Annotated in this window: 18 protein-coding genes; 10 read left to right on the top strand and 8 right to left on the bottom strand. The window is 60.5% G+C overall.

The window, feature by feature from the left end; genetic code table 11:
- Positions 1-157 precede the first annotated feature (157 nt).
- The 3 genes from rplL to ACTQV3_RS00080 all read right to left on the bottom strand — a co-directional run bounded on the left by rplL (position 158) and on the right by ACTQV3_RS00080 (position 2,804).
- On the bottom strand, positions 158-535 hold the full coding sequence (gene rplL, locus ACTQV3_RS00090) for a 50S ribosomal protein L7/L12 (protein WP_154514707.1): 378 nt from the start codon (positions 533-535) through the stop codon (positions 158-160).
- 102 nt (positions 536-637) lie between these two features.
- Complete coding sequence (rplJ, locus tag ACTQV3_RS00085) at positions 638-1,159, bottom strand: 50S ribosomal protein L10 (RefSeq protein WP_117646079.1); 522 nt, start codon at positions 1,157-1,159, stop codon at positions 638-640.
- Between the two features lie 508 nt (positions 1,160-1,667).
- The gene (locus ACTQV3_RS00080; protein ID WP_441535649.1) at positions 1,668-2,804 is read right to left on the bottom strand and encodes a pyridoxal phosphate-dependent aminotransferase; all 1,137 of its coding nucleotides are present in this window, start codon (positions 2,802-2,804) and stop codon (positions 1,668-1,670) included.
- Between the two features lie 93 nt (positions 2,805-2,897).
- On the opposite strand from ACTQV3_RS00080, the gene ACTQV3_RS00075 reads away from it, so the two are divergent.
- Positions 2,898-3,557, top strand: coding sequence for a hypothetical protein (locus ACTQV3_RS00075; protein WP_441535648.1), 660 nt, complete (start codon positions 2,898-2,900; stop codon positions 3,555-3,557).
- A 1-nt stretch (position 3,558) separates the two neighbouring features.
- On the opposite strand, the gene ACTQV3_RS00070 is transcribed toward ACTQV3_RS00075, so the two are convergent.
- The 5 genes from ACTQV3_RS00070 to ACTQV3_RS00050 all read right to left on the bottom strand — a co-directional run bounded on the left by ACTQV3_RS00070 (position 3,559) and on the right by ACTQV3_RS00050 (position 10,652).
- Positions 3,559-4,122, bottom strand: coding sequence for a uracil-DNA glycosylase family protein (locus ACTQV3_RS00070; RefSeq protein WP_441535647.1), 564 nt, complete (start codon positions 4,120-4,122; stop codon positions 3,559-3,561).
- A gap of 3 nt (positions 4,123-4,125) precedes the next feature.
- Positions 4,126-5,502: an alpha-amylase family glycosyl hydrolase gene (locus ACTQV3_RS00065; RefSeq protein ID WP_441535646.1), complete on the bottom strand. Its 1,377-nt coding sequence runs from the start codon at positions 5,500-5,502 to the stop codon at positions 4,126-4,128.
- 153 nt (positions 5,503-5,655) lie between these two features.
- Positions 5,656-6,852, bottom strand: coding sequence for an MFS transporter (locus ACTQV3_RS00060; RefSeq protein WP_441535645.1), 1,197 nt, complete (start codon positions 6,850-6,852; stop codon positions 5,656-5,658).
- Positions 6,853-6,975: 123 nt separating this feature from the next.
- The gene (gene feoB, locus ACTQV3_RS00055; protein ID WP_427748357.1) at positions 6,976-9,387 is read right to left on the bottom strand and encodes a ferrous iron transport protein B; all 2,412 of its coding nucleotides are present in this window, start codon (positions 9,385-9,387) and stop codon (positions 6,976-6,978) included.
- Between the two features lie 365 nt (positions 9,388-9,752).
- Positions 9,753-10,652: an alpha/beta hydrolase gene (locus ACTQV3_RS00050; protein WP_441067680.1), complete on the bottom strand. Its 900-nt coding sequence runs from the start codon at positions 10,650-10,652 to the stop codon at positions 9,753-9,755.
- Between the two features lie 248 nt (positions 10,653-10,900).
- On the opposite strand from ACTQV3_RS00050, the gene ACTQV3_RS00045 reads away from it, so the two are divergent.
- From ACTQV3_RS00045 to ACTQV3_RS00005, 9 genes are all read left to right on the top strand, one after another.
- On the top strand, positions 10,901-11,464 hold the full coding sequence (locus tag ACTQV3_RS00045; RefSeq protein WP_441032162.1) for a PTS sugar transporter subunit IIA: 564 nt from the start codon (positions 10,901-10,903) through the stop codon (positions 11,462-11,464).
- A 179-nt stretch (positions 11,465-11,643) separates the two neighbouring features.
- Positions 11,644-13,047, top strand: a complete 1,404-nt coding sequence (asnS, locus tag ACTQV3_RS00040; RefSeq protein ID WP_441535739.1) for an asparagine--tRNA ligase — start codon at positions 11,644-11,646, stop codon at positions 13,045-13,047.
- A 250-nt stretch (positions 13,048-13,297) separates the two neighbouring features.
- The gene (locus ACTQV3_RS00035; RefSeq protein ID WP_427793561.1) at positions 13,298-14,086 is read left to right on the top strand and encodes a hypothetical protein; all 789 of its coding nucleotides are present in this window, start codon (positions 13,298-13,300) and stop codon (positions 14,084-14,086) included.
- A gap of 160 nt (positions 14,087-14,246) precedes the next feature.
- Positions 14,247-15,227 carry an ABC transporter substrate-binding protein gene (locus ACTQV3_RS00030; RefSeq protein ID WP_427747699.1) on the top strand — a complete coding sequence of 327 codons (981 nt, stop codon included), beginning with the start codon at positions 14,247-14,249 and terminating at the stop codon, positions 15,225-15,227.
- 203 nt (positions 15,228-15,430) lie between these two features.
- A complete protein-coding gene (locus ACTQV3_RS00025) occupies positions 15,431-16,354 on the top strand; it encodes an ABC transporter permease (protein WP_427718394.1) in 924 nt (307 codons plus the stop codon).
- Positions 16,347-17,141, top strand: coding sequence for an ABC transporter ATP-binding protein (locus ACTQV3_RS00020; RefSeq protein WP_117839998.1), 795 nt, complete (start codon positions 16,347-16,349; stop codon positions 17,139-17,141). Before ACTQV3_RS00025 ends, ACTQV3_RS00020 begins: the two co-directional genes overlap by 8 nt.
- 333 nt (positions 17,142-17,474) lie before the next feature.
- A complete protein-coding gene (locus tag ACTQV3_RS00015; protein ID WP_441535644.1) occupies positions 17,475-18,242 on the top strand; it encodes a mechanosensitive ion channel family protein in 768 nt (255 codons plus the stop codon).
- A gap of 116 nt (positions 18,243-18,358) precedes the next feature.
- The gene (locus ACTQV3_RS00010) at positions 18,359-20,275 is read left to right on the top strand and encodes a BMP family ABC transporter substrate-binding protein (RefSeq protein WP_441535643.1); all 1,917 of its coding nucleotides are present in this window, start codon (positions 18,359-18,361) and stop codon (positions 20,273-20,275) included.
- Positions 20,272-20,982 (top strand): metallophosphoesterase family protein, encoded by a 711-nt coding sequence (locus ACTQV3_RS00005; RefSeq protein WP_441535642.1) that lies wholly within the window; start codon positions 20,272-20,274, stop codon positions 20,980-20,982. The genes ACTQV3_RS00010 and ACTQV3_RS00005 overlap by 4 nt, the downstream gene beginning before the upstream one ends.
- The last annotated feature ends 310 nt before the right edge of the window (positions 20,983-21,292 follow it).

Below are 21,292 nucleotides of genomic sequence, written 5' to 3'. Positions count from 1 at the left end.
CGAATGGTGCAATTTTATGCCCCAGCGGTAACGGGATTGGCACGGCGAAGACAGCGGTGTTCTGCGTGCCGAGCAATGGGAATGAGGGGCCAAAACAAAAAAGACGGGGCTCGCAATGCGAACCCCGTCTGCAAAGAAATCTGGCGAGAAAGCCTGATTACTTGAGGGTGACAGCAGCGCCAGCAGCCTCGAGCTTCTCCTTGGCAGCCTCGGCGTCCTCCTTCTTGGCGCCCTCGAGAACAGCCTTGGGAGCGCTCTCGACGACCTCCTTGGCCTCCTTCAGGCCAAGGTTGGTGAGCTCACGGACGGCCTTGATGACCTGGATCTTGTTGTCGCCGAAGCCCTCGAGCACGACGTCAAACTCGGTCTTCTCCTCGGCCTCAGCAGCGCCAGCAGCGGGAGCGGCGACAACAGCGGCAGGAGCAGCGGCGGAAACGCCGAAGGTGTCCTCGATAGCCTTAACGAGCTCGGAAGCCTCGAGAAGGGTCATTTCCTTAAGAGCATCGATGATCTCATCGGTGGTAAGCTTAGCCATTTCTAAGTCCTTTCGGTTTCCGTGTCTGTGCACGGAGATCAGTTAAAACACGGCGCGAATGCGCCAGGGGTGCGGCGTTGCCGCCGCGGGTGAAAACAGCGACTAGGCTGCCTTCTGCTCGGAGACCTGCTGGATCGAACGAGCGAGACCAGAGGAAACGCCGTTGACGCAGACAGCGATGTCGCGAGCGAAACCGGAGATGAGACCGGCGATCTGGCCGAGAAGCTGGTCCTTGGTGGGCAGCTCGGCGATAGCCTTAACATCATCAGCGGAAACGGCCTTGCCGTCGGAGATACCGCCCTTGATCTCAAGGACGCCCTTGGACTTAGCGGAGAAGTCCTTAAGGGTCTTAGCGGCCTCGACCGGCTCGGTCTCGTAGAACACATAAGCGACGGGGCCGGCGAGGATCTCGTCGAGCTCGGGCTGCTCCTGGTTCTTGAGAGCGATCTTGACCAGGTTGTTCTTGTAGACCTTCATCTCGGCGCCGCACTCGCGAAGCTGATGACGCAGCTCCTGAGCCTGCTTAACCGTCAGACCGTTGTAGTTGACGACGAACAGACCGGCATTCTCGGCGATACGGGACTCGATCTCTGCAACCTTGTCGATTTTGTACTGCTGGGGCATGAATTACACCTCCTCGAATTCTTTCCGGGCACGGTCCGCCACAAGGACGTGACGGGGGCATGTCCAAAAAGAAAGCCCCCGCGCTGCATGAGCGACGGGGGCGAGAAGACATATCTACTCGACCACCTCGGCTGGCGGGATATCCCATTGAGCTCGCGGGCAATGCCCGTTTGCACCGGCTGTCTCTGGCAGCGGATTCGTGCGTGAACCGAAAGTATTATGGCGGGGACCCCGGCGTCGGTCAACGGAAAACCGGGCTGCACACAATTCCACCATCCGGCACGCTCCGCCGAAGGCCAGGCGCAAGGTTTTCGCTCGGTCAAGTCCTGGGCTCGCACGAAGGCCACATTAAGTGGCCTTCGGCTCGTGCGGAATCTACGAAAACCTTGCGCCTGGCCTTCGGCGGCGCGGCCTGCGTCAACTATGGGGCAGCCCGGTTTTCCGTTGGCCGGCGCGCCCCACTCATAATGCTTGGGTCGGTGGGCTGATGGTTTTGGGTCCCGGTGGGCTATAGGGTTGAGACGAAGGTGGACAGGCGGCGGAGGCCTTCGTCCAGATTTTCATCGCTTACGCAGTAGCTGAGGCGGATGTGGCCTTCGGTTCCGAAGCAATCTCCGGGGACTAGGGCTACGTTGGTTTCTTTGATGGCTTTGATGCAGAAGTCTTCGCTTGTTAGGCCGAATTGTTTGATGCTGGGGAAAGCGTAGAAGGCGCCGGCTGGTTCCACTACGTCGAGGCCCATGGTGTCTAAGGCTGCGAGCACGCGTTCGCGGCGAGCTCGGTAGACTTTGAGCATGGGGGTTGGGTCGACGGTCAGGGCTCGGGCTGCGGCGTCCATCTCAAAGGAGACGGCGCTCGATACTAAGTATTGGTGGGCCTTTGCGATCTCGGCGATGACGGGGGCTGCAGCTGCGAGCCAACCCAGGCGCCAGCCGGTCATAGCCCATGGCTTGGAGAAGCTCTCGATGACCACCGTCTGCTCGCGTAGCTCCGGGTGGCGCTGGGCAAAGCGCTCATAGCCATCCACATAGACCAGGCGGTTATATACGTCGTCGCAGATTACGTAGATGCCCGCTTGCTCTGCCACGTGTGCCACGGCGTCGAGCGATGCCGCGTCGAGGATACAGCCCGTGGGATTGTTGGGCGTGCAGATGACGATGGCCTTAGTCGCCGGCGTCACGCAGGCGCGAAGCGCGTCCTCGTCAATCTGAAATTGCGCGGGCTCCGTATCCAAAAAGACCGCTTTGGCGTGGTTGGCCACGACGATGCTCTCGTACAGACCAAAGGCCGGCGTGGGGATAATAACCTCGTCGCCGGGGTTGAGCATGGCCATAAATGTTGCCGACAGGGCCTCGGTCGCGCCGTCGGTCAGGATGACCTCGTCGGCCGAAAACGTAAGGCCCGCGTCTCCCATGTAGGTAGACAGCGCCTCGCGCAGGGCGGGGCGACCGTTGTTGGGCGGATAGTGCGTGTCGCCGCGGCCCAGCGCGGCGGTCACCTCGGCGCTAATCACATCGGGCGTGGGAAAATCGGGCTCGCCAAGCGCGAGCGCGATGCACCCCGGATGCTGGGCGGCGAGTGCGTTGATCCGGCGGATACCGGAGGGCTTAAGCGTGGCAAGCGAGGTGTTCATGGGTAGACGCATGGCGTTCCTTTCGCAAGGGTTGCACTAGGATAGCGCGCCCGCGCGCCACCAGACGGTGTAACCTAAACGGAAACCAACCGGAAAGGAGGCGGCATGGAGACAACTGCACGCGGCGATGTACCAAAAACGCTGCAAACCATTGCATATATCAGTATTCCCGAGAGCGCCGATCTTGAGTTTTTGCTTTGGGACCTGCAGGATGCCATCGCCGCCTATGCTCAGCTTTCCGACACCGCGCTCCCCCGTTCGGTCGACTTGGAGGCGGATGATGCCGGTGTAGTCGATGGCATGGTGTTCGCTGTTGATGATGCATTTGATGATGAGGCGATGATCACTGTCGAGCAGATACTCGATCGCTTCGGGGATACAGAGACACGCGTCTATGTCGTCGTTCTTGCTGGGTCCGAGGACGCCGAACGGGCACACGAAACCGCCGTGCGGCTGCGCCGGGCCTGTCGTCTTCGTGACCTGTCGTGGTGCGGTGGCGTTGTCATCTGTGCCGGCAGCGGTATTGCGGCGCTTCGCCACTCCCCGCGTATGGGCCTCTTACGCCGGCCATTTTCCGAAGCGATGGATAAGCTTGTAGGCGCCGTACGCATGGGCTGCTCCATAGAGCATGCGCAGCTGCTTGGCGGCGGCGATGCCGGCAGTGTCGATGCCGACGGCATGGTGCGCGCCAAGCCCGCCGTGCCCGCACCAATCTGGCATGCCATCATCAAACGCCTCGGTGCCCATGCTCAATCAAGGATCTAGATTACCGTGCGGTCCAGTCAGCTGCCTCGCGCCAGCGCTCGACAAGCCGCTCCAGGCGCCAGGCCGCGTTAGCGGGACTAGTTGACGGCAATACGACAGCGGGCAGCCCGGTGCGTTCTTGTAGATAGCGCTTATAGAGGCGCCCCGCCGTACCTCCGTTGCATACCACCCGCTCGATGGGCGCAGCTCCAGTGATGCGTTCGATATATGCCGGCACAACGTTTTTGATGCTCGCGTCGCTCGACCCCTTAATGTCGCAGCTCTCGACCACATCCCACAGGGCCACACCACCGTTCAACAGCATGGATCGCTTGGCGGCAATAGAGGCGTCGAGCGTCGCGGGCTCGCCGCCCACCAAAGGGTCGCCCTCGTTGGGTGGTACAGGCACACCAAGGCACGCGGCCATCACGCGCCAAAAGCGATTCTGAGGGTTGCCGTAATAAAAGGCATTGGCGCGCGAAAGCACCGAGGGAAACGACCCGAGCACCAAAACGCGCGAGTGCTGGTCGAACACGGGTTCAAACCCATGCTCAATATGTTGATAGCCCTCGTCTGACGCCGCCATGACCTAGGCCCTCAACAGATAGCGCACCTCGTAGGGCGCAAGTTCAAGAGAGCCCGTCAGCTCGACCGTGGGTGCATCGTCGGCAAGTAGGTCGACGAAGGAGCCGTTGAGTTCGCCGGCTCCAAAGGTATAAGGCTCGTTCACGGCATTGACCGCCACGAGCACCGTCGCGTCGTCGCAGGCGCGCTCGAACAGCAGCTGCTTGTTCTGGATCACCACGTTGCGATAGGCACCGTAGTTGAGGGCGCGTGCCGCCGCGTCGTCGGCCGAGCGCAGGTGCGCAAGCTGTGTGACGAACGCCGTCAGCTCGTTGGGTGCAGGCTCATCGAGCGCAGGGCGCAGCGCCCAGTCGCCATCGGGGCCACCCTTTTCGCCAGCAATTCCCCACTCGCTGCCATAGTAGATGCACGGGATGCCCGGCATGCCAAAGAGCATGCCATAGGCGGGACGCAGGCACGACTTGTCGGTAAGGATGCTCGCCAGGCGTGGCACGTCGTGGTTGTCGACAAACGACAGCAGGTGCTTGCCGCGGTAGATGCACCACGGGTCGCCGCCAAACTGACGGTGCAGCGAGTGGGCGATCTCGAACATGTTGATCGAGTTAAAGCTGGAGTACAGTCCCTTGTAACACTCGTAGTTGGTGCAGGAGTCGAGCATCTCGTCGTTGACGATCTGGTTGTAGTCGCCGTGGAGCGTCTCGCCGATCAGGACAAAATCGGGTTTGAGCTCACGGACAAAGGCGTGCAGGCGGCGCATAAAGTCGCGGTCGAGCATATAGGCGACGTCCAGGCGCAGACCGTCGACGCCAAAGACCTCGGCCCAACGGCGCACGGACTCGAGCAGGTAATCGACCACGGCGGGGTTTTGCAGGTTGAGCTTCACGAGCTCAAAATGGCCTTCCCAGCCCTCGTACCAAAAGCCGTCGCCGTAGCACGAGTCGCCGTCAAAGCTGATGTGGAACCAGTCCTTGTAGGGCGAGTCCCACTTGCGCTCCTGCACATCGCGGAAGGCCCAAAAGCCGCGACCGACGTGGTTGAAGACGGCGTCGAGCACCACGCGGATGCCGTGGGCATGCAGCGTCTCGCACACGGCGGCAAAGTCGGCATCCCCACCCAGGCGACGGTCGATGTGGCGCAGGCTGCGCGTGTCGTAGCCATGGCTATCGGACTCGAGCGGTGGGTTGATGAGCACAGCGCCAATACCTAGTTCCTGCAGGTAGTCGGCCCATTGGGCGATTTTCATGATGGGGGCATCGGGGTTGGGCGCGTCGTTGGCAGCCTGGGCAAGCTCATCCTCGGCAACGGGCGCGGCGTTTTCGCGCGGAGCTCCACAAAAGCCCAGCGGATAGATTTGATAGAACGTCGTCTCGTATGCCCACATAGCAACCTCCCGGTAAGCTCAACACAACGACATACATTGTATGCCCAGCTTGTATCCCCTCCCCCAAAATAAGTTGCGGTGGAATAGCTCCTGCTTGGGCCTTCAGAGGCCTTAAACAGGAACTATTCCACCGCAACTGATGAGGAAACGTGATTAGGCGACGGGCTTTGCGCGGCGTATGGCCGGGAACATCACCGTGATGGCGAGGATGACGCCCACGACGGCAATCGCCCCGCCCACGAAGCCGATCCAGGCGATACCGGGACCCGAAACCACGGCGCCGCCGATCGCGGTGCCCGTGCCGATACCCAGATTAAACAGGCCCGAGAAGATCGACATGGCGACAGCCGACGAATCCGCGGGCGTGTACTTGATGAGCTCGGCCTGGAACGCCACATTGAAGGCCGTGGCGCAGCAGCCCCACAGCACGCAGACGGCAAGCACTGCTGCGAGCGACGATGCGGCCGAACCTATGAGCAGCAGGGCCGCTGGCACACCGGAGAGCGTGATAGCCAAAAACGGGAAGCGATGCCCGTCGAACAGGCGGCCAAACAGCCAGCTGCCCACCAGACCGGAGCAGCCAAACGCCGTCAGCGTCATGGTAATGGCGCCCGCGTCGACGTGCGCGACCTGCGCCAGGAAGGGCTCGATATAGCTGTAGCCTGTGTAATAGCCGGTCGCCATAAAAACCGTGACCGCGTAGAGCGCGATGAGGAACGGGTTCTTGAGCAGCTCGGGCAGCTGTTTAACGGCAAAGCGCTCACCCGCCGGCATGGCCGGGAACACCGCTGCCTGGTACACCACCGCGGCGGCAGAAAAGGCCCCGACCACAGCGAATGTCATGCGCCAGCCCACAGCCAGCCCGATGGCGCGGCCGATCGGCAGGCCAAAGATCTGCGCGATGGACGAGCCCGTGGCGATCATGCTGATGGCGAGCGCCCCGTGACGGGTGTCGACCAGGCGCGAGGCCATAATCGAGGCGACCGACCAGAACACGGCATGTGCGCAAGCGACCACCAGGCGTGCGCAGACCAAAATAGGATAGGTGGGCGCCACGGCGGACAGGAACTGACCCAGAGAGAACACGGCGAGCACGCCGAGCAGCATACGCTTGAACTCAAAGCGCGAGGCAAACACCATAAGCGGCGGCGACAGCAGCATGACGCCCCAGGCGTAGACCGAAATCATGATGCCTGCCTGGGCCTCGGTGAGCGAGAACGATACGGCAATATCAGTCAGAAGGCCGATGGGCATGAACTCCGATGTGTTGAACACGAACGCGCAGCAGGCGAGCCCGATAAGCGGGAGCCACTGCTTGAGCGAGATGCCATCTTGTCTTGCCTGAGTCATGTAGGAAACCTCTCCGATTGTCTTGGGCGGTGGGCGATTATATAGCAACGGCCCCGCATCCGTCAGTACAGATGCGGGGCCGCAATCAACTCAATACACAGAGGTTGCGCCGTCAATAAATAGCTAAGCCAACCCCAGCAATATGCCCGCCGAATGCACGACAAACGCCACAATCCAGGCGACCATCACCTGAAACGCGAACACGGCAACGGCATAGCGCGCGCCCAACTCGCTCTTGACGGCACCGATTGCCGCCACGCAGGGCGGGTACAGCAGCGTAAAGACCAAGAACACGTAGGCGGTAAACGGCGAAAACATGGTCGACAGCGCCGCGGGTGACGTTGCATCCAAAAGCACGGTGAGGGTCGAGATGACGCTCTCCTTGGCGATAAGTCCGGTGACGAGCGCCGTGGATGCACGCCAGTCGCCAAAGCCAAGCGGCGCCAACGCCGGCGCGATGATGCTACCCAGACCGGCAAGTAGACTCTGCGACTGATCGGCGACCACATTAAAGCGGATGTCAAACGTCTGGAGGAACCAGATGACCACGGTGGCGGCAAAGATGATGGTAAAGGCCTTGGTAATAAAGTCCTTGGCCTTATCCCACGCCAGCATCACCGTCGTCTTGATGCTCGGCAGGCGGTAATTGGGAAGCTCCATGATAAACGGCACCGGGTCGCCCTTAAATGCCGTGCGGTTGAGCACCAAAGCCGCGATGCAACCGACCGCAATGCCAATCAGATAGAGCGAGACCATGGCTGGGACCGTCGCCTGCGGGAAGAATGCTCCGCACAGCAAGCCGTAAACCGGCAACTTGGCCGAGCAGCTCATGAACGGCGTGAGCATGACCGTCATCTTGCGATCATGCTCGGATGGGAGTGTACGGGTCGACATGATAGCCGGCACGGTGCAGCCAAAACCAACGAGCATGGGCACAAAGCTGCGGCCCGACAGGCCAAAGCGACGCAGCACCTTATCCATGACAAAGGCCACGCGCGCCATGTAGCCGGAGTCTTCCAGAATGGAGAGGAACAAGAAGAGCACGACGATAATCGGCAGGAAGGTCAGCACGCTGCCCACGCCCGTAAGCACGCCGTCGACAGCCAGCGAGCGCACCACGTCGTTGGTTCCGAACGCCTTGAGACCCGCATCGGCCGAGGCGATGATGACAGCGATGCCGTCCTCCATAAGTCCCTGCAACGCCGCGCCGATCACGCCAAACGTCAGCCAAAAGACGAGGCCCATGATCACCAGAAACGCCGGGATGGCCGTGTAGCGACCCGTCAGGATGCGGTCGATCTTAACGGAGCGCACGTGCTCGCGGCTCTCGTGCGGCTTCACCACGCAGCGCCCGCACACGTCGCCGATAAAGCTAAAGCGCATATCGGCCAGCGCAGACAGGCGGTCGGTGCCAGCCTCGCCCTCCATCTGGGTAATGATGTGCTCGATAGCGTCAAGTTCGTTGCGATCCAGGTGAAGTGCCTCGGTCACCAGCTCGTCGCCCTCAACCAGCTTGGTCGCCGCAAAACGTACCGGAATGCGGGCCGTCACGGCATGGTCCTCGATCAGGTTGGCAATGCCGTGGATGCAGCGATGCAGCGCACCGCCGTCCGGGCCATCGGGCGCGCAGAAGTCCAGGCGACCCGGGCGCTCGCGGAACCGCGCCACATGCAGAGCGTGATCCACCAGCTCGCCGATACCCTCGTTGCGGGCAGCGCTAATGGGGACAACAGGCACGCCCAACAGGCTCTCGAGCAGGTTGACGTCCACGGCGCCGCCGTTGGCCGTCACCTCGTCCATCATGTTGAGCGCGATGACCATGGGGCAGTCGAGCTCCATAAGCTGCAGCGTCAGGTAGAGGTTCCGCTCGATATTGGTGGCATCGATGATGTCGATGATGGCGTCGGGATGCTCGTCAAGGATGAATTGACGGCTGACAATCTCCTCGCCCGTGTACGGCGACAACGAATAAATACCGGGCAGGTCGGTAACGCTCGCCTCGGGGTGGTTACGGACAGTACCGTCCTTGCGGTCGACCGTCACGCCGGGAAAGTTACCAACATGTTGGTTGGAACCCGTCAGCTGGTTGAACAGCGTGGTCTTGCCGCAATTTTGGTTGCCGGCGAGGGCAAAGTGCAGCGGCGCGCCCTCGGGCACGGCCGTTTTTGCCGCGCGGGGCGAATACGTCCCCTCACCGAGCGCCGGGTGCTCCGTCGTGCCGATTGCGGCGTTAACGCGCGGGCTCGTATCGGTGTCGTGAATACCCACGAGCTCAATGCGAGCAGCATCGTCTTTGCGCAGCGTCAACTCGTAGCCACGCAGGCGAATCTCGAGCGGGTCGCCCATGGGGGCGTACTTCATCATGGTGACTTCGGTGCCCGGCGTTAAGCCCATGTCCAAAATATGCTGTCGGAGTGCCTGATCGTCCGATGCCACCGATGCGACAACGGCGTCCTTTCCAATCTCGAGTGTATCGAGCTTCACGTCCGTGTTCCTCCCCCGACGCCCACAGGGCGTTGCATTTATGTTCACCATTGCTAACCGTTTGCCATGGCTAACCAATTTTAACCATGCATGATAGCGCGAACATACAGCGACGTTCAATCAACAGATTGTTGCAATGGGGATTCCGGGCCCCGGTTTTCCAGACGAGCCTGCTGCGGAAACTGCATCCCACTACTCAGGCGAATTCCGGTCCCCGATTTCCCGATGGGGCCTCTCGAGGAAACCGCGTCCCACTCTGAAGCTGGGACTGCGGACAAAACTGGGACGCGGTTTCCGGTCCGGGCATCAAAACGAAGTTGCGGTGGAATAGTTCCTGCTTGGGGCTTCAACCAGCAAAAACAGGAACTATTTCACCGCAAGTTATAAGGGACGGGATGGGGCTGGCCCTCTTACTCTTACAGATGGCGCTCCAGGAAGCGGAAGGCTAGGCGAATCCAAGGGCGGACTGCCACCTGCTTGTCCTCGTTGTCGACCGCGGTATTGGCATTGCCGAGCGAAAGGCCGTGACCGCCTTGGTCAAAGACGTGCATCTCGCAAGCGACGCCCTCCTCGGCCATGCGCTGAGCAAACGGATAGACCTGCGCGATCGGCGCTGTCTTGTCATCGGACACGCCCCACACAAAGGTCGGCGGCATCTGACGCGAAACATGCGTGGTAGGGCAGATATCGGCCAGGTGCTCTTCGGTGGCCTCGCCGCCGGTCACCATCGACAGGTAGTCGTTGAGCAAATCGCGCCCCGTCTTGCCACCTGTCTTGGGCACGCGCAAGTCGATGCGCGGATCGCGCGTCTGCATGTCGCGGACATAGGCAAAGTCGAGCAATGGATAGCCCAGCACCACGGCATCGGGACGAATGTCGTCCGGACGCGCCCCGACAAGTGCCGCGAAGGGGCCGGTCTTCCACTGCGTTGCCAGCGAGGCGCAAATCATGCCGCCCGCCGAAAAGCCCACAACGCACACGCGCTTGGGATCGACATGCCACTCGTCGGCATTCGCACGAACCGTGGCGACCATCTTGGCAAGATCTGCCTGGGGGTGCGGAAAGCTCACGTCACCCGTGCCACTCGTGACATAGTTGAGAACAAAGGTCTGGTACCCGTGATCCAAAAAGGCAAACGCCACCGGATCTTGCTCATGCGGGGCGATGTGCGTAAACGCGCCTCCGCCGCAGATAATCACTGCCGGGCGACGACCATTGGGCTTGCCGGGCAGCGGTTCGGCCCCCATATAGGTAAACGTCGCCGGATATTCCTCGGTCGGCTCCTCGCCCCACAGCGCATGGCTCTCGACAATCATATATGCTCCCTTCGCGCGATTCGTGCGCACGTTATGTATCGCCTTCAAGCGTACCCCACTTGGACGCACGGCATCGAAACGTATCCGCAATAAGTTTCCCTTCAACTGATATATCACATAATCCCAGCTCAGGGCCGTCGTTGAGCAGCGTAAAATAGGGACGCTGACCGAGCCGGTAAACACACACGAAACGTTTCCGGCAAAACTACGCGTGCGCCACATGCGCACTTGATACGTTGGAGGCATCTATGGGTCTGCTCGATTCGCTCAAGTCCACGTTCAACTCGTCGGGCGAGGCGTCCGTACCGCCCGCAGCAAGCTTCGCCACCCGCGAAGGCGTCATCTACGCTCCCGTTAACGGTGTGCTCGTCAATCTAAACGAGGTTCCCGACGAGACCATCGCCTCGGGTATGCTCGGCCAGGGCTACGGCATCGAGCCCATCACCGGCACCATCTATGCGCCCGCTAACGGCCGCATCGGCGCCACCACCGTCACCAACCACTCTATTGGCATGATCACCGAGGACGGCCTTCGCGTGTTCATCCATGTCGGCCTGGGCACCGTACAAATGAACGGCAAGGGTTTTGCCCGCTTTGTCGAGATGGGCGATGTGGTCAAGGCAGGCCAGCCGCTCATCAGTTTCGACCGCGATGCCATTAAGGCCGCTGGCCACGAGGACATCGTGACCGTCATCATCTCCGAGCTCGATCGTCTTAAGAGCATCGACCATGTCGGCGAGTCTGGAACGCTTATCGGCGGCAACCCGCTCGTCAAGCTGGGCGACCCGCTGCTGGTGGCTAAGACCAAGTAACGAGTCCTGCGCCGTACAGCCAATAGGCAACACGCCAAGCGCCCACGACCATCTGGCCGCGGGCGCTTTTCGTTTGAAAACCGTCCCGTCAATGCCTTATCTGTATAGCCCAAATGAGCCGAGCTGCTAGAATATCGAACTGTATGGATAACTATCATTCAACCGTTATGGGAGGATACGTGAACCGCACCAAAATCGCGCAGCTCTATGCCGATGCCGAGTCGCTCGGCGGTCAGACCGTCACCGTCGCCGGTTGGGTCAAGTCCGTCCGCGACATGAAGAACTTTGGCTTCGTCACGCTCAACGACGGCAGCTGCTTCCGCGACCTGCAGGTCGTCATGAACCGCGAGACGCTCGGCAACTACGACGAGATCGCCCACCAAAACGTCTCGGCTGCACTCATTTGCACCGGCACCGTCAAGCTGACCCCCGATGCGCCCCAGCCTTTCGAGCTTTCTGCCACCTCCATCGAGGTAGAGGGCACGAGCGCCCCGGACTACCCGCTGCAGAAGAAGCGCGCAACCGTCGAGTTCCTGCGTACCCAGCAGCACCTGCGCCCGCGCACCAACCTGTTCCGTGCCGTGTTCCGCATCCGCTCTGTCGCGGCTGCCGCCATCCACTGCTTCTTCCAGGAGCAGGGCTTTGTCTACGTCAACACCCCCATCATCACCACGAGTGACTGCGAGGGCGCCGGCGAGATGTTCCGCGTGACCACGCTCGACCCCAAAAATCCGCCTCTCACCGAGTCCGGAGAGGTCGACTGGAGCCAGGACTTCTTTGGCAAGCACGCAAGCCTTACCGTGTCCGGCCAGCTCAATGCCGAGAACTTTGCCATGGCCTTTGGCGACGTGTACACCTTTGGCCCCACCTTCCGCGCCGAAAACTCCAACACCACGCGCCACGCCGCCGAGTTTTGGATGATCGAGCCCGAGATGGCCTTTGCCGACCTGAACGACTACATGGATAACGCCGAGGCCATGCTCAAGTACGTTCTTAAGGACGTTATGGCCACTTGCCCCGACGAGCTCAACATGCTCAACAAGTTTGTGGACAAGGGCCTGATCGAGCGCCTGAACCACGTGGCCAACTCCGACTTTGCCCGCGTCACCTACACCGAGGCCGTCGAGATCCTGGAGCAGGCCGTCGCCGCCGGTCACAAGTTTGACTATCCTGTCAGCTGGGGCATTGACCTGCAGACCGAGCACGAGCGCTTCCTGACCGAGGAGCACTTTAAGCGCCCGACCTTCGTGACCGACTACCCGGCCGAGATCAAGGCCTTCTACATGCGCATGAACGACGACGGCAAGACCGTCGCCGCCGCCGACTGCCTGGTTCCCGGTATCGGCGAGATTATCGGCGGCTCCCAGCGCGAGGAGCGCCTGGATCTGCTCGAGGCCCGCATCAAGGACCTGGGCATGGCCCCCGAGCAGTACAAGTACTACCTTGACCTGCGCCGCTATGGCTCCTGCAAGCACGCCGGCTATGGCCTGGGCTTCGAGCGCTTGGTCATGTACCTGACGGGCGTGGGCAACATCCGCGACGTCCTTCCGCACCCCCGCACCGTGGGCAACGCCGATTTCTAATCGCCACAGCTCCGTCCCGCGCGTTACAGCGTGTCGCACCAGCGCCTCTCGGCAAGCCGAGGGGCGCTTTTTTCAACAGCATCCGTCAGGCTTTTGTCAAGCTTTTGGTCAGCTGATCAGGGCTGTTGAAAACTCGACCCGCCGCTTGCCGACGACTACCGACCACCCAGAGTGCCCTGTGCCCCTAAGCAAACCCCGTGTCCTAGGCTCCGTAGCGTCATCACCCAAAAACGGAAAGGACGTGAACGCAATGGCCAAACCCGCTGTTGAGAACTACGAGGCCACGACCAGGGGTGCTGCTTCCATGGCAGCCTATCGCGCTGTGCGCATCCTGCAACTCTTAAGCGAGCATACCGGTGAGGACAAAGCGCTTCCTCCCGATGAGCTGATCGAGCGCCTCGCCCATCCCGACGACCCCGCTCGCATGCCCATCTCGGCAGCGCGACGCAGTATCCATACCGCGATTTCCGCCCTGCGACATGCCGGATACGAGATTGAGTACAAGCGCGGCGCGGGTTACCGACTTCTCACCCGACCGCTCTCCGACGAGGAAATCATTCGACTCCATGGCATGGTCATGCGCAACCGCTCCACACCCATCGCGACCAGGAAAAGCATAGCGCGCCATCTGGTCGCCATGGCAAGCGCCGACGTTCGCGGCTATCTCGATACGTCCGAGCCGGCACCAAGCGCAGAAGGCAAACCCGCCAAGACCACGCGACCGCCCGCCAAACGCATCGATACCTGCGAGCTCATCGAGCGGGCCATCGACCACGGAACCACGGTGAGCTTTGACATTTCAAGCGTCACGACACATGACAAGATCGAAGTGACGAGGATGACCGTTCGGCCTTTTGCCATCAAACAGCGAGACGGCGTCTCGTATCTGCTGGGAACGGTCGTCGACGGGCACGGCTCCGACGACACCCTACGCACCGTCGAGGTCGGCCGCATGAGAAACGTTAGCACGCGCCTGCTCGACGGCAAGAAGCTCTTTGCCGCGCTGGACGAGGGGGAGCGGCCCGCGCCCGCCGCCTAAGTCTTGCCGTTGCCCGCCAAATCCCCCGCCGTCCATCCGGTTCAGTATTAAAAAACCCGACAGGACATGTTGAAAAAATGGGCATCGGCGCTACTATAGACCCACTTGCACTTTGTTTGAGTGCAGTGTTTCCAGCAATTTCTATACTGGGGGTAATGACATGAACGACATCACCATCAGCCGTAGGAGCCTTCTGGTCTCCGCCGGCCTGCTCGCACTGGCCCCGCTCGCCGGATGCGGCGGCAACTCTGGTTCCGGCTCTGCAGCCGCCGGTTCCGACTACACCATCGGCGTTCTGCAGCTCACTGAGCACTCCGCGCTCGACGCCGCCAACGACGGCTTTGTCAAGGCCATCAAGAAGAGCGGACTCAAGGTCAAGATCGACCAGAAGAACGCCCAGAACGACCAGTCCACGTGTAAGTCCATCGCCGACAAGTTTGTGGGCGACAACGTCAACTTGATCTACGCCATCGCCACGCCTGCCGCACAGGCTGCCGCCGGCGCCACGGCCGATATCCCCATCGTGGGCTGCGCCATCACCGACTACGCCGCCTCCGGCCTGGTCCAGGACAACGACAAGCCCGGCACCAACGTCACCGGCGCCTCCGACCTCACCCCGGTCGCCGAGCAGCTCGAGATGATGCAAAAGGTCCTGCCCGACGTTAAAAAGGTCGGACTGCTCTACTGCACCGCCGAGTCCAACTCCGACGTCCAGATCAAGGCCGCCAAGAAGGAACTCGACAAGCTGGGCCTGGAGTACACCGATTTCACCGTCTCGAGCTCCAACGAGATCCAGTCCGTCGTCGAGTCTGCCGTGGGCAAGGTCGACGCGCTCTACTCCCCCACTGACAACACCATTGCCGCGGGCGCTTCGCAGGTCGGTCAGATCTGCAAGGAGAACAAGCTTCCCTTTGTGACCGGCGAGGAGGGCATGTGCATGGCCGGCGGCCTGTTCACCCTTTCCATCAACTATGAGGACCTGGGCTACGCCGCGGGCGAGATGGCCGTTAAGATTCTGAAGGGCGAGGCCAAGCCCGAGGATATGCCGATCAAGCACCTCCCAAGCAAGGATCTGGTCGTCATCAAGAACGACGAGATGGCCGAGGCCCTGGGCATCGACCTTTCCGCTCTAGACGAGTAGCGCCATGCGCGGTAACGCAGCTAGGCACGCGCTTGCGCCATAGCTGCGTTATTCAATATCTGAGTCATTGGGGCGAACGCTAAAGACCGGCGTTCGCCCTGCTTGTTTTTGGTAAAACAAAATGTCCGTCCGCTGCTCTTTTATGCATTGGTACCGCTATTATGGAAAATCACGTGTCCACCCTATCCTAGGAGGTATGAAGCATGCTCATTGCGTTGCAGGGCGCCGTTTCGCAGGGTGTCCTCTGGGGCATTATGGTGCTTGGCGTGTTTATCACGTTCCGCCTGCTCGACATCCCCGATATGACCTGTGACGGCAGCTTTGCCCTCGGCGGCTGCGTCTGCGCCGTGCTCATCGTCAACAACAATGCCGACCCGTTGCTCGCCGTTTTGGCCGGCATGTGCGCCGGCGCCATTGCGGGCGCGGTCACGGGCATTCTGACCACCGTCTTTGAGATTCCCGCGATCCTCGCCGGAATCCTCACCCAGATCAGCCTGTGGTCCATCAACCTGCGCATCATGGGCAAATCCAACACGCCCATCCTTGCCAAGGGCACCGTGTTCTCGGCCGTCAGCAATATGACGGGCCTGCCGCAGTCCACCGTTGCCATCATCCTGGGCATCTTGCTCGCCGTGGCTATCGTCGCCATCCTGTATTGGTTCTTTGGCACCGAGATCGGCTCGGCGCTGCGCGCCACCGGCAACAACGAGTACATGATCCGTGCCCTGGGCGTCAACACCAACTCCACTAAGATGATCGCCCTCGTGCTCTCCAACGCCCTCATTGGCCTTTCGGGCGCGCTCATCTGCCAGAGCCAGAAGTACGCCGACATTGGCATGGGCACCGGCGCCATCGTTATCGGTCTCGCCGCCATTGTTATCGGCGAGGTGCTCGGCCGCCTGCTGCCCGGCGGTCTCACGCAGTTTAGCGTCCGTCTTGCCTCCGCCGTCTTTGGCTCCGTGGTGTACTTCCTCATCCGCGCCATCGTGCTGCAGCTGGGCATGGACGCCAACGACATGAAGCTGCTCTCCGCCGTGATTGTCGCCGTGGCCCTATGCGTGCCCGTAGTTTGGGAGCGCTATAAGCTCCGCAGCTCCTACACGAAGGGGGATGAGGCAGATGCTTAAGCTCTCGCACGTCAAGAAGACCTTTAACAAGGGCACCGTCACCGAAAAGCGCGCTCTTACCGGCGTCGACCTTACCCTCAACGACGGTGACTTTGTAACCGTGATTGGCGGCAACGGCGCCGGCAAGTCCACGCTGCTCAACATGATCGCCGGCGTGTATCCGCTCGATTCGGGCGTTATCGAGCTCGACGGCACCGACATCTCGCGTCTGAGCGAGTCGCAGCGTGCCAAGTACCTGGGCCGCGTGTTCCAGGACCCCATGCGCGGCACCGCAGCCGACATGCAAATTGCCGAGAACCTGGCACTCGCCAAGCGTCGTGGCCAGCGTCGCGGCCTTTCGTGGGGCGTCACCAAGGCCGAGAAGGACGAGTACGTCAAGCTGCTCAAACGCCTGGACCTTGGTCTGGACACGCGCCTCAACGCCAAGGTCGGCCTGCTCTCGGGCGGCCAGCGCCAGGCACTCACCCTGCTCATGGCCACGCTCACCAAGCCGCGCCTGCTGCTGCTCGACGAGCATACCGCGGCACTCGACCCCAAGACGGCCTCTAAGGTGCTCAATCTGACCGAGGAGATCGTCGACGAGAACCACCTGACCACGCTCATGGTCACGCATAACATGAACGACGCTATCCGTCTGGGCAATCGCCTGATTATGATGCACGAGGGCCACGTGATCTACGACGTGGCGGGCGATGAGAAGAAATCGCTCACCGTGGCCGACTTGCTTCAGAAGTTCGAGGAGGTCTCGGGCGGCGAGCTCGCCAACGACCGCATGCTGCTGAGCTAAACCTACCAAAAAGGGACAGGTTTATTTTGGCAGGTTTTATCTGCGCAGACGTCAAAACCGCCGCAAAGGGACAGACACTTTGCGGCGGTTTTCGCATATTATGTCGATAATCCAGCGTCAGCAGGGACCACTGGTTAAGAACTAAGGAAACTGCCATGAGAGGATCTCTTCCTCGTCTTGCTTGACCGCCGCACTCCTTGCCGGCGTACTCGCCGGCGCCCCAGCTTACGCCACCGCGGACGCCCCATCTCAAGCTATCGGCCCGTCCGTTGTGATCGGACGGGCTTTTTGGTGGGTATCATGGTTGAACGATCATGAGGAGGTTTTCCCTACATGGAATTGTTTGAGCCGATTCTTCATTTCTTTGAGCAGCGGTGGGTCCACAACATCATCTGGGCCGGCATCTTGGCGATAGGCACCGCCGTCGCCGCCAAAGTCGTTTCCAAGACGCTGCGTCACCTGCTCAACCGCGACGATAACCCGCTTCCGGCATCGAGTATCTTCATCAACATTGCGCGCGCCGTCATCTGGATGATTGGCGGCAGCTTTATCCTCGACAACTGCTTTGGCATTAACGCAAACGCGCTCGTCGCCGCTCTTGGCGTCGGCGGCATTGCCATCTCGCTCGGCTTTCAGGACACGCTGTCTAACCTTATCGGCGGCATGCAGGTGACCTTTATGGGCATCATCAAGCCCGGCGACAATATCGAGGTCGGCGGCGTGTCGGGCGTGGTCCAGGACATCACCTGGCGCCACACGACCATCGAGGATGCCTACGGGCAGACCATCATTGTGCCCAACTCCAACATCTCCAAGGACACGCTCGTGCATCTGATGCCCTTTGGACGTGTGGCCGTGCCCCTTGCCGTAAAGGACACGTCTAAATGGGCTTCCCTTGACGCGCTGGCAGATGAGCTGACCAGCGCCACCAAAACGGCCGTCTCGCCCATCTCGGGCTTTGACCAGGAGCCCTACGTGCTCTTTAGCGAAATCGGCGACTTTGGCATCAAGGGCAAGATCATCTTTATCGTCAGCGACGACAGCACCACCTTCACGGCAGCCGACGCCTGCATCCGCGCCATCGCCCCCATCATCGCCTAAAGCACCACAAAGGGGACAGTGAACTGCCTCCCATTTCTTTGACATCGGGAAATGGGAGGTTTTCATTCGTGGTACCATAATTCATACAGTTGTTTAAACGACTAAGGGAGCAAACTATGGAAGAGGCCTACCGTCAAGCACGCAAGCGCGGCGAGCAAGGACGTCGACGCGCCATTAGCCAAAGCGAGCATCCATACCTTACGGACCTCGACAGTTTGGTTGCTCAGCTCCCCCTAGGTCAGCGAGAGAATGTCGGCCTGCGGGATATTCCGCTCGAAATGGTTGTCGGCACGGTTACCAAGGGCCGTCAGTCCGCCTTTTCATGCAACTTTATGCCCCTGCTGCCGTTTAGCACCGAGTTCGCCCGCAAGTGGTCCAACCTCTACGACATTCAGGTAACCGAGGGCTATCGCGACCCCATCATCGTCACCGAGTTCATGCATCGGTTCTATGTCCAGGAGGGCAACAAACGCGTCAGTGTCCTCAAATTCCTGGACGCTCCAACGGTTTCGGCCAAGGTCACCCGTCTCTATCCCGGCAAATGGGATTCCGTCGAAAGCCGCCTGTACGGCGAGTTCTGCGCGTTTTGGCGCGTCTGCCCCCTATACGAGATCGAGTTCTCGCGTGAGGGAAGCTACGAGACGCTCGCCAAGATGCTCGGCCAGAACCTTATCGAAAAATGGCCCCAGAAAAAGGTCGATTACCTGCGCCACACCTTCCTACTCTTTAAGCGCGCCTACCTTCGCGCGGGCGGCGACCACCTGGACATTACGCCCGCCGACGCCATGCTCGTCTACCTCAATGTGTACAACCAGGACCGCCTGCTGGATACGCCGACAGATATCGTCGTAAACCGCCTGTGCAAGATCTGGCGCGAACTGGTCATTGCCGGGAAAAGTGACGAGGACAAGGTCGATCTTGTCGAAGCGCCGAACGTCGATGAGGAGGGGTTGCCCGCCAAGTCCACCTCCGGCATGCTCAACTTCTTTATGGGCAAGACCGTCTATTCGGCGGCCAACCCCCTGCGCATCGCCTTTATCCATGAATTCACCTGTGCGACGTCGAGCTGGGACAGCCTGCACGACCAAGGGCGTCAGTATCTCGATGAGCACTTTGGCGGTATCGTGCGCACCGAGGCGTTTGAGGACTGTCACGATCCGGACGTGTTCTACGCCGCCGTGGAAACGGCTGTCAAACATGGAGCTAACGTCATCTTCTCGACCTCGCACCGCCTGATGGAATACACGCTCAGGGCTGCCGTTGAATATCCCCGGGTTCGGTTCCTTAACTGCTCCATCGGCCTTCCCCACCAAAGCGTCCGTTCGTACTTTGGCAAGATGTACGAAGCCAAGTTTCTCCTGGGCGCCCTTGCCGCCAGCATGGCGGACAACCACCGCATCGGTTACCACGCGTCGGTCTTCGCCTCGGGTGCACTCAGCGAGATCAATGCCTTTGCGATTGGCGCCTCGCTGCTCGACCCCCGCGCGCAAATTATCCTGACCTGGGGCGATGTGCCCGCCGGAGGCCTTGCCGAGGCCATGTGCCGCGAAGGTGTGAGCGTCATGACCGGCGCCGACATGTCAAAGTCGCTCGAAGACCCCACGGCCTACGGACTCCACCGCCTGGTCGATGGCAAGGTTGCCGGCATTGCCATGCCGGTATGGAACTGGGGCCGATACTACGAGCTTATCGTGCGAAGTCTACTGCATGGCACCTGGGATGAGACCAGTGACGACAGCCAGCTTCGCGCCGTCAACTACTGGTATGGCATGAGCTCGGGCGTTATCGATATTCGCTACGCTCCGGGTCTGCCCTATCAGACGCGCAAGCTTGTTCAGCTCCTCCGCAATGGCATCGTCGAGGGCTCCATCAATCCATTTGGCGGCGAGCTCCATAGCCAAGACGGCGTGGTGCAGATTGAGGGCTTTCCCCCACTGCCGAGCACGCAAATCGTCGAGATGGACTGGCTGGCAGACAACGTGGTGGGCACCATTCCGCAGCCCGACGATGAGCCGAAGGTCCGTGCTCTATGAAAATCCTTGCCATAGCCGATACCGAAGAACGATGCCTATGGGAGTGCTTTCGCAAGGAACGCTTTGAGGGTGTCGACCTAATTTTGTCCGCTGGCGATCTGGACCCGGACTATCTTGAGTTTTTGGTCACGGTCATCAACAGACCGCTCATCTACGTGCGTGGCAATCACGATGACCGCTACGCGCGTCATGCACCGGGCGGCTGCATCTGTGTCGAAGACACCGTGTACGTGTATCGCGGCGTCCGCATTGCGGGGCTTGGCGGCTCCATGCGCTACCGAGATGGCGCTAACATGTACACCGAGCACGAGATGGCCAAGCGCGTGCGCAAGCTGTCCCGCAAAGTGAGGATGGTCGGCGGCTGCGACATCTTGCTCACTCATGCGCCCGCCGCCGGCATGGGCGATCTGGACGATCTGCCGCATCGGGGATTCGAATGCTTTAACGCAGCGCTCCAGACATGGAATCCCGACTACATGGTGCACGGGCATGTGCACCAATGCTATGTTCGCGACTTTCAACGCGAACGCCAGCACGCATGCGGGGCAACGATCATCAACGCCTGCGGCTATACGCAGTTTGAGCTGGACGAGGCGCGCTACCCCATCCGTGGATGGCAGGCAGCCTGGCTCAATTCGCAAACCATGCGCCGCGAGCTCAAGCGCCACGAGGCAATCGAGTCCTCATTCGGCAAAACCCCCTGGTAACCGCCACAAAAGGAGCAGGCACCTTCGTGGTGGTTTTTGACCGGCTTGTCCAGATCGTTTTGCCGGTTCATCTCGATCTGTAACAGTTAGGGTCCAAATACTCGAATAGATGTTACAGATCGAGATTAACCACGATAACGAAATCGAAAATCTCAATCTGTAACATCTAGGAGGGTAGTGTCGAGAAAGTTGGTGTAGTGCCCGATCCGAAGCGAGTCGGCCCGGCGTCCCAGAATCTGGAATACGGTTGATATCCTATGCCGCCTCGACCCTGTCCGCAAGCTCGAGGCCGGACTCGAGCATCTTCCTT

Origin of the sequence: Collinsella sp. LCP19S3_A7 (genome assembly GCF_052121995.1) — a bacterium.
Lineage (GTDB): Bacteria > Actinomycetota > Coriobacteriia > Coriobacteriales > Coriobacteriaceae > Collinsella.
Note: the sequence above shows the minus strand (reverse complement) of the source record. Positions and strands in the feature narration are given on the sequence as shown.

Coding starts and splice junctions, on each gene's coding strand:
- ACTQV3_RS00045 (WP_441032162.1), top strand. CDS start 10,901: ATGGGTCTGCTCGATTCGCTCAAGTCCACGTTCAACTCGTCGGGCGAG.
- ACTQV3_RS00030 (WP_427747699.1), top strand. CDS start 14,247: ATGAACGACATCACCATCAGCCGTAGGAGCCTTCTGGTCTCCGCCGGC.
- ACTQV3_RS00070 (WP_441535647.1), bottom strand. CDS start 4,122: ATGGCGGCGTCAGACGAGGGCTATCAACATATTGAGCATGGGTTTGAA.
- ACTQV3_RS00035 (WP_427793561.1), top strand. CDS start 13,298: ATGGCCAAACCCGCTGTTGAGAACTACGAGGCCACGACCAGGGGTGCT.
- ACTQV3_RS00025 (WP_427718394.1), top strand. CDS start 15,431: ATGCTCATTGCGTTGCAGGGCGCCGTTTCGCAGGGTGTCCTCTGGGGC.
- ACTQV3_RS00080 (WP_441535649.1), bottom strand. CDS start 2,804: ATGCGTCTACCCATGAACACCTCGCTTGCCACGCTTAAGCCCTCCGGT.
- ACTQV3_RS00065 (WP_441535646.1), bottom strand. CDS start 5,502: ATGTGGGCATACGAGACGACGTTCTATCAAATCTATCCGCTGGGCTTT.
- ACTQV3_RS00060 (WP_441535645.1), bottom strand. CDS start 6,852: ATGACTCAGGCAAGACAAGATGGCATCTCGCTCAAGCAGTGGCTCCCG.
- ACTQV3_RS00010 (WP_441535643.1), top strand. CDS start 18,359: ATGGAAGAGGCCTACCGTCAAGCACGCAAGCGCGGCGAGCAAGGACGT.
- ACTQV3_RS00020 (WP_117839998.1), top strand. CDS start 16,347: ATGCTTAAGCTCTCGCACGTCAAGAAGACCTTTAACAAGGGCACCGTC.
- ACTQV3_RS00015 (WP_441535644.1), top strand. CDS start 17,475: ATGGAATTGTTTGAGCCGATTCTTCATTTCTTTGAGCAGCGGTGGGTC.
- ACTQV3_RS00005 (WP_441535642.1), top strand. CDS start 20,272: ATGAAAATCCTTGCCATAGCCGATACCGAAGAACGATGCCTATGGGAG.
- feoB (WP_427748357.1), bottom strand. CDS start 9,387: ATGGTGAACATAAATGCAACGCCCTGTGGGCGTCGGGGGAGGAACACG.
- ACTQV3_RS00075 (WP_441535648.1), top strand. CDS start 2,898: ATGGAGACAACTGCACGCGGCGATGTACCAAAAACGCTGCAAACCATT.
- rplL (WP_154514707.1), bottom strand. CDS start 535: ATGGCTAAGCTTACCACCGATGAGATCATCGATGCTCTTAAGGAAATG.
- ACTQV3_RS00050 (WP_441067680.1), bottom strand. CDS start 10,652: ATGATTGTCGAGAGCCATGCGCTGTGGGGCGAGGAGCCGACCGAGGAA.
- rplJ (WP_117646079.1), bottom strand. CDS start 1,159: ATGCCCCAGCAGTACAAAATCGACAAGGTTGCAGAGATCGAGTCCCGT.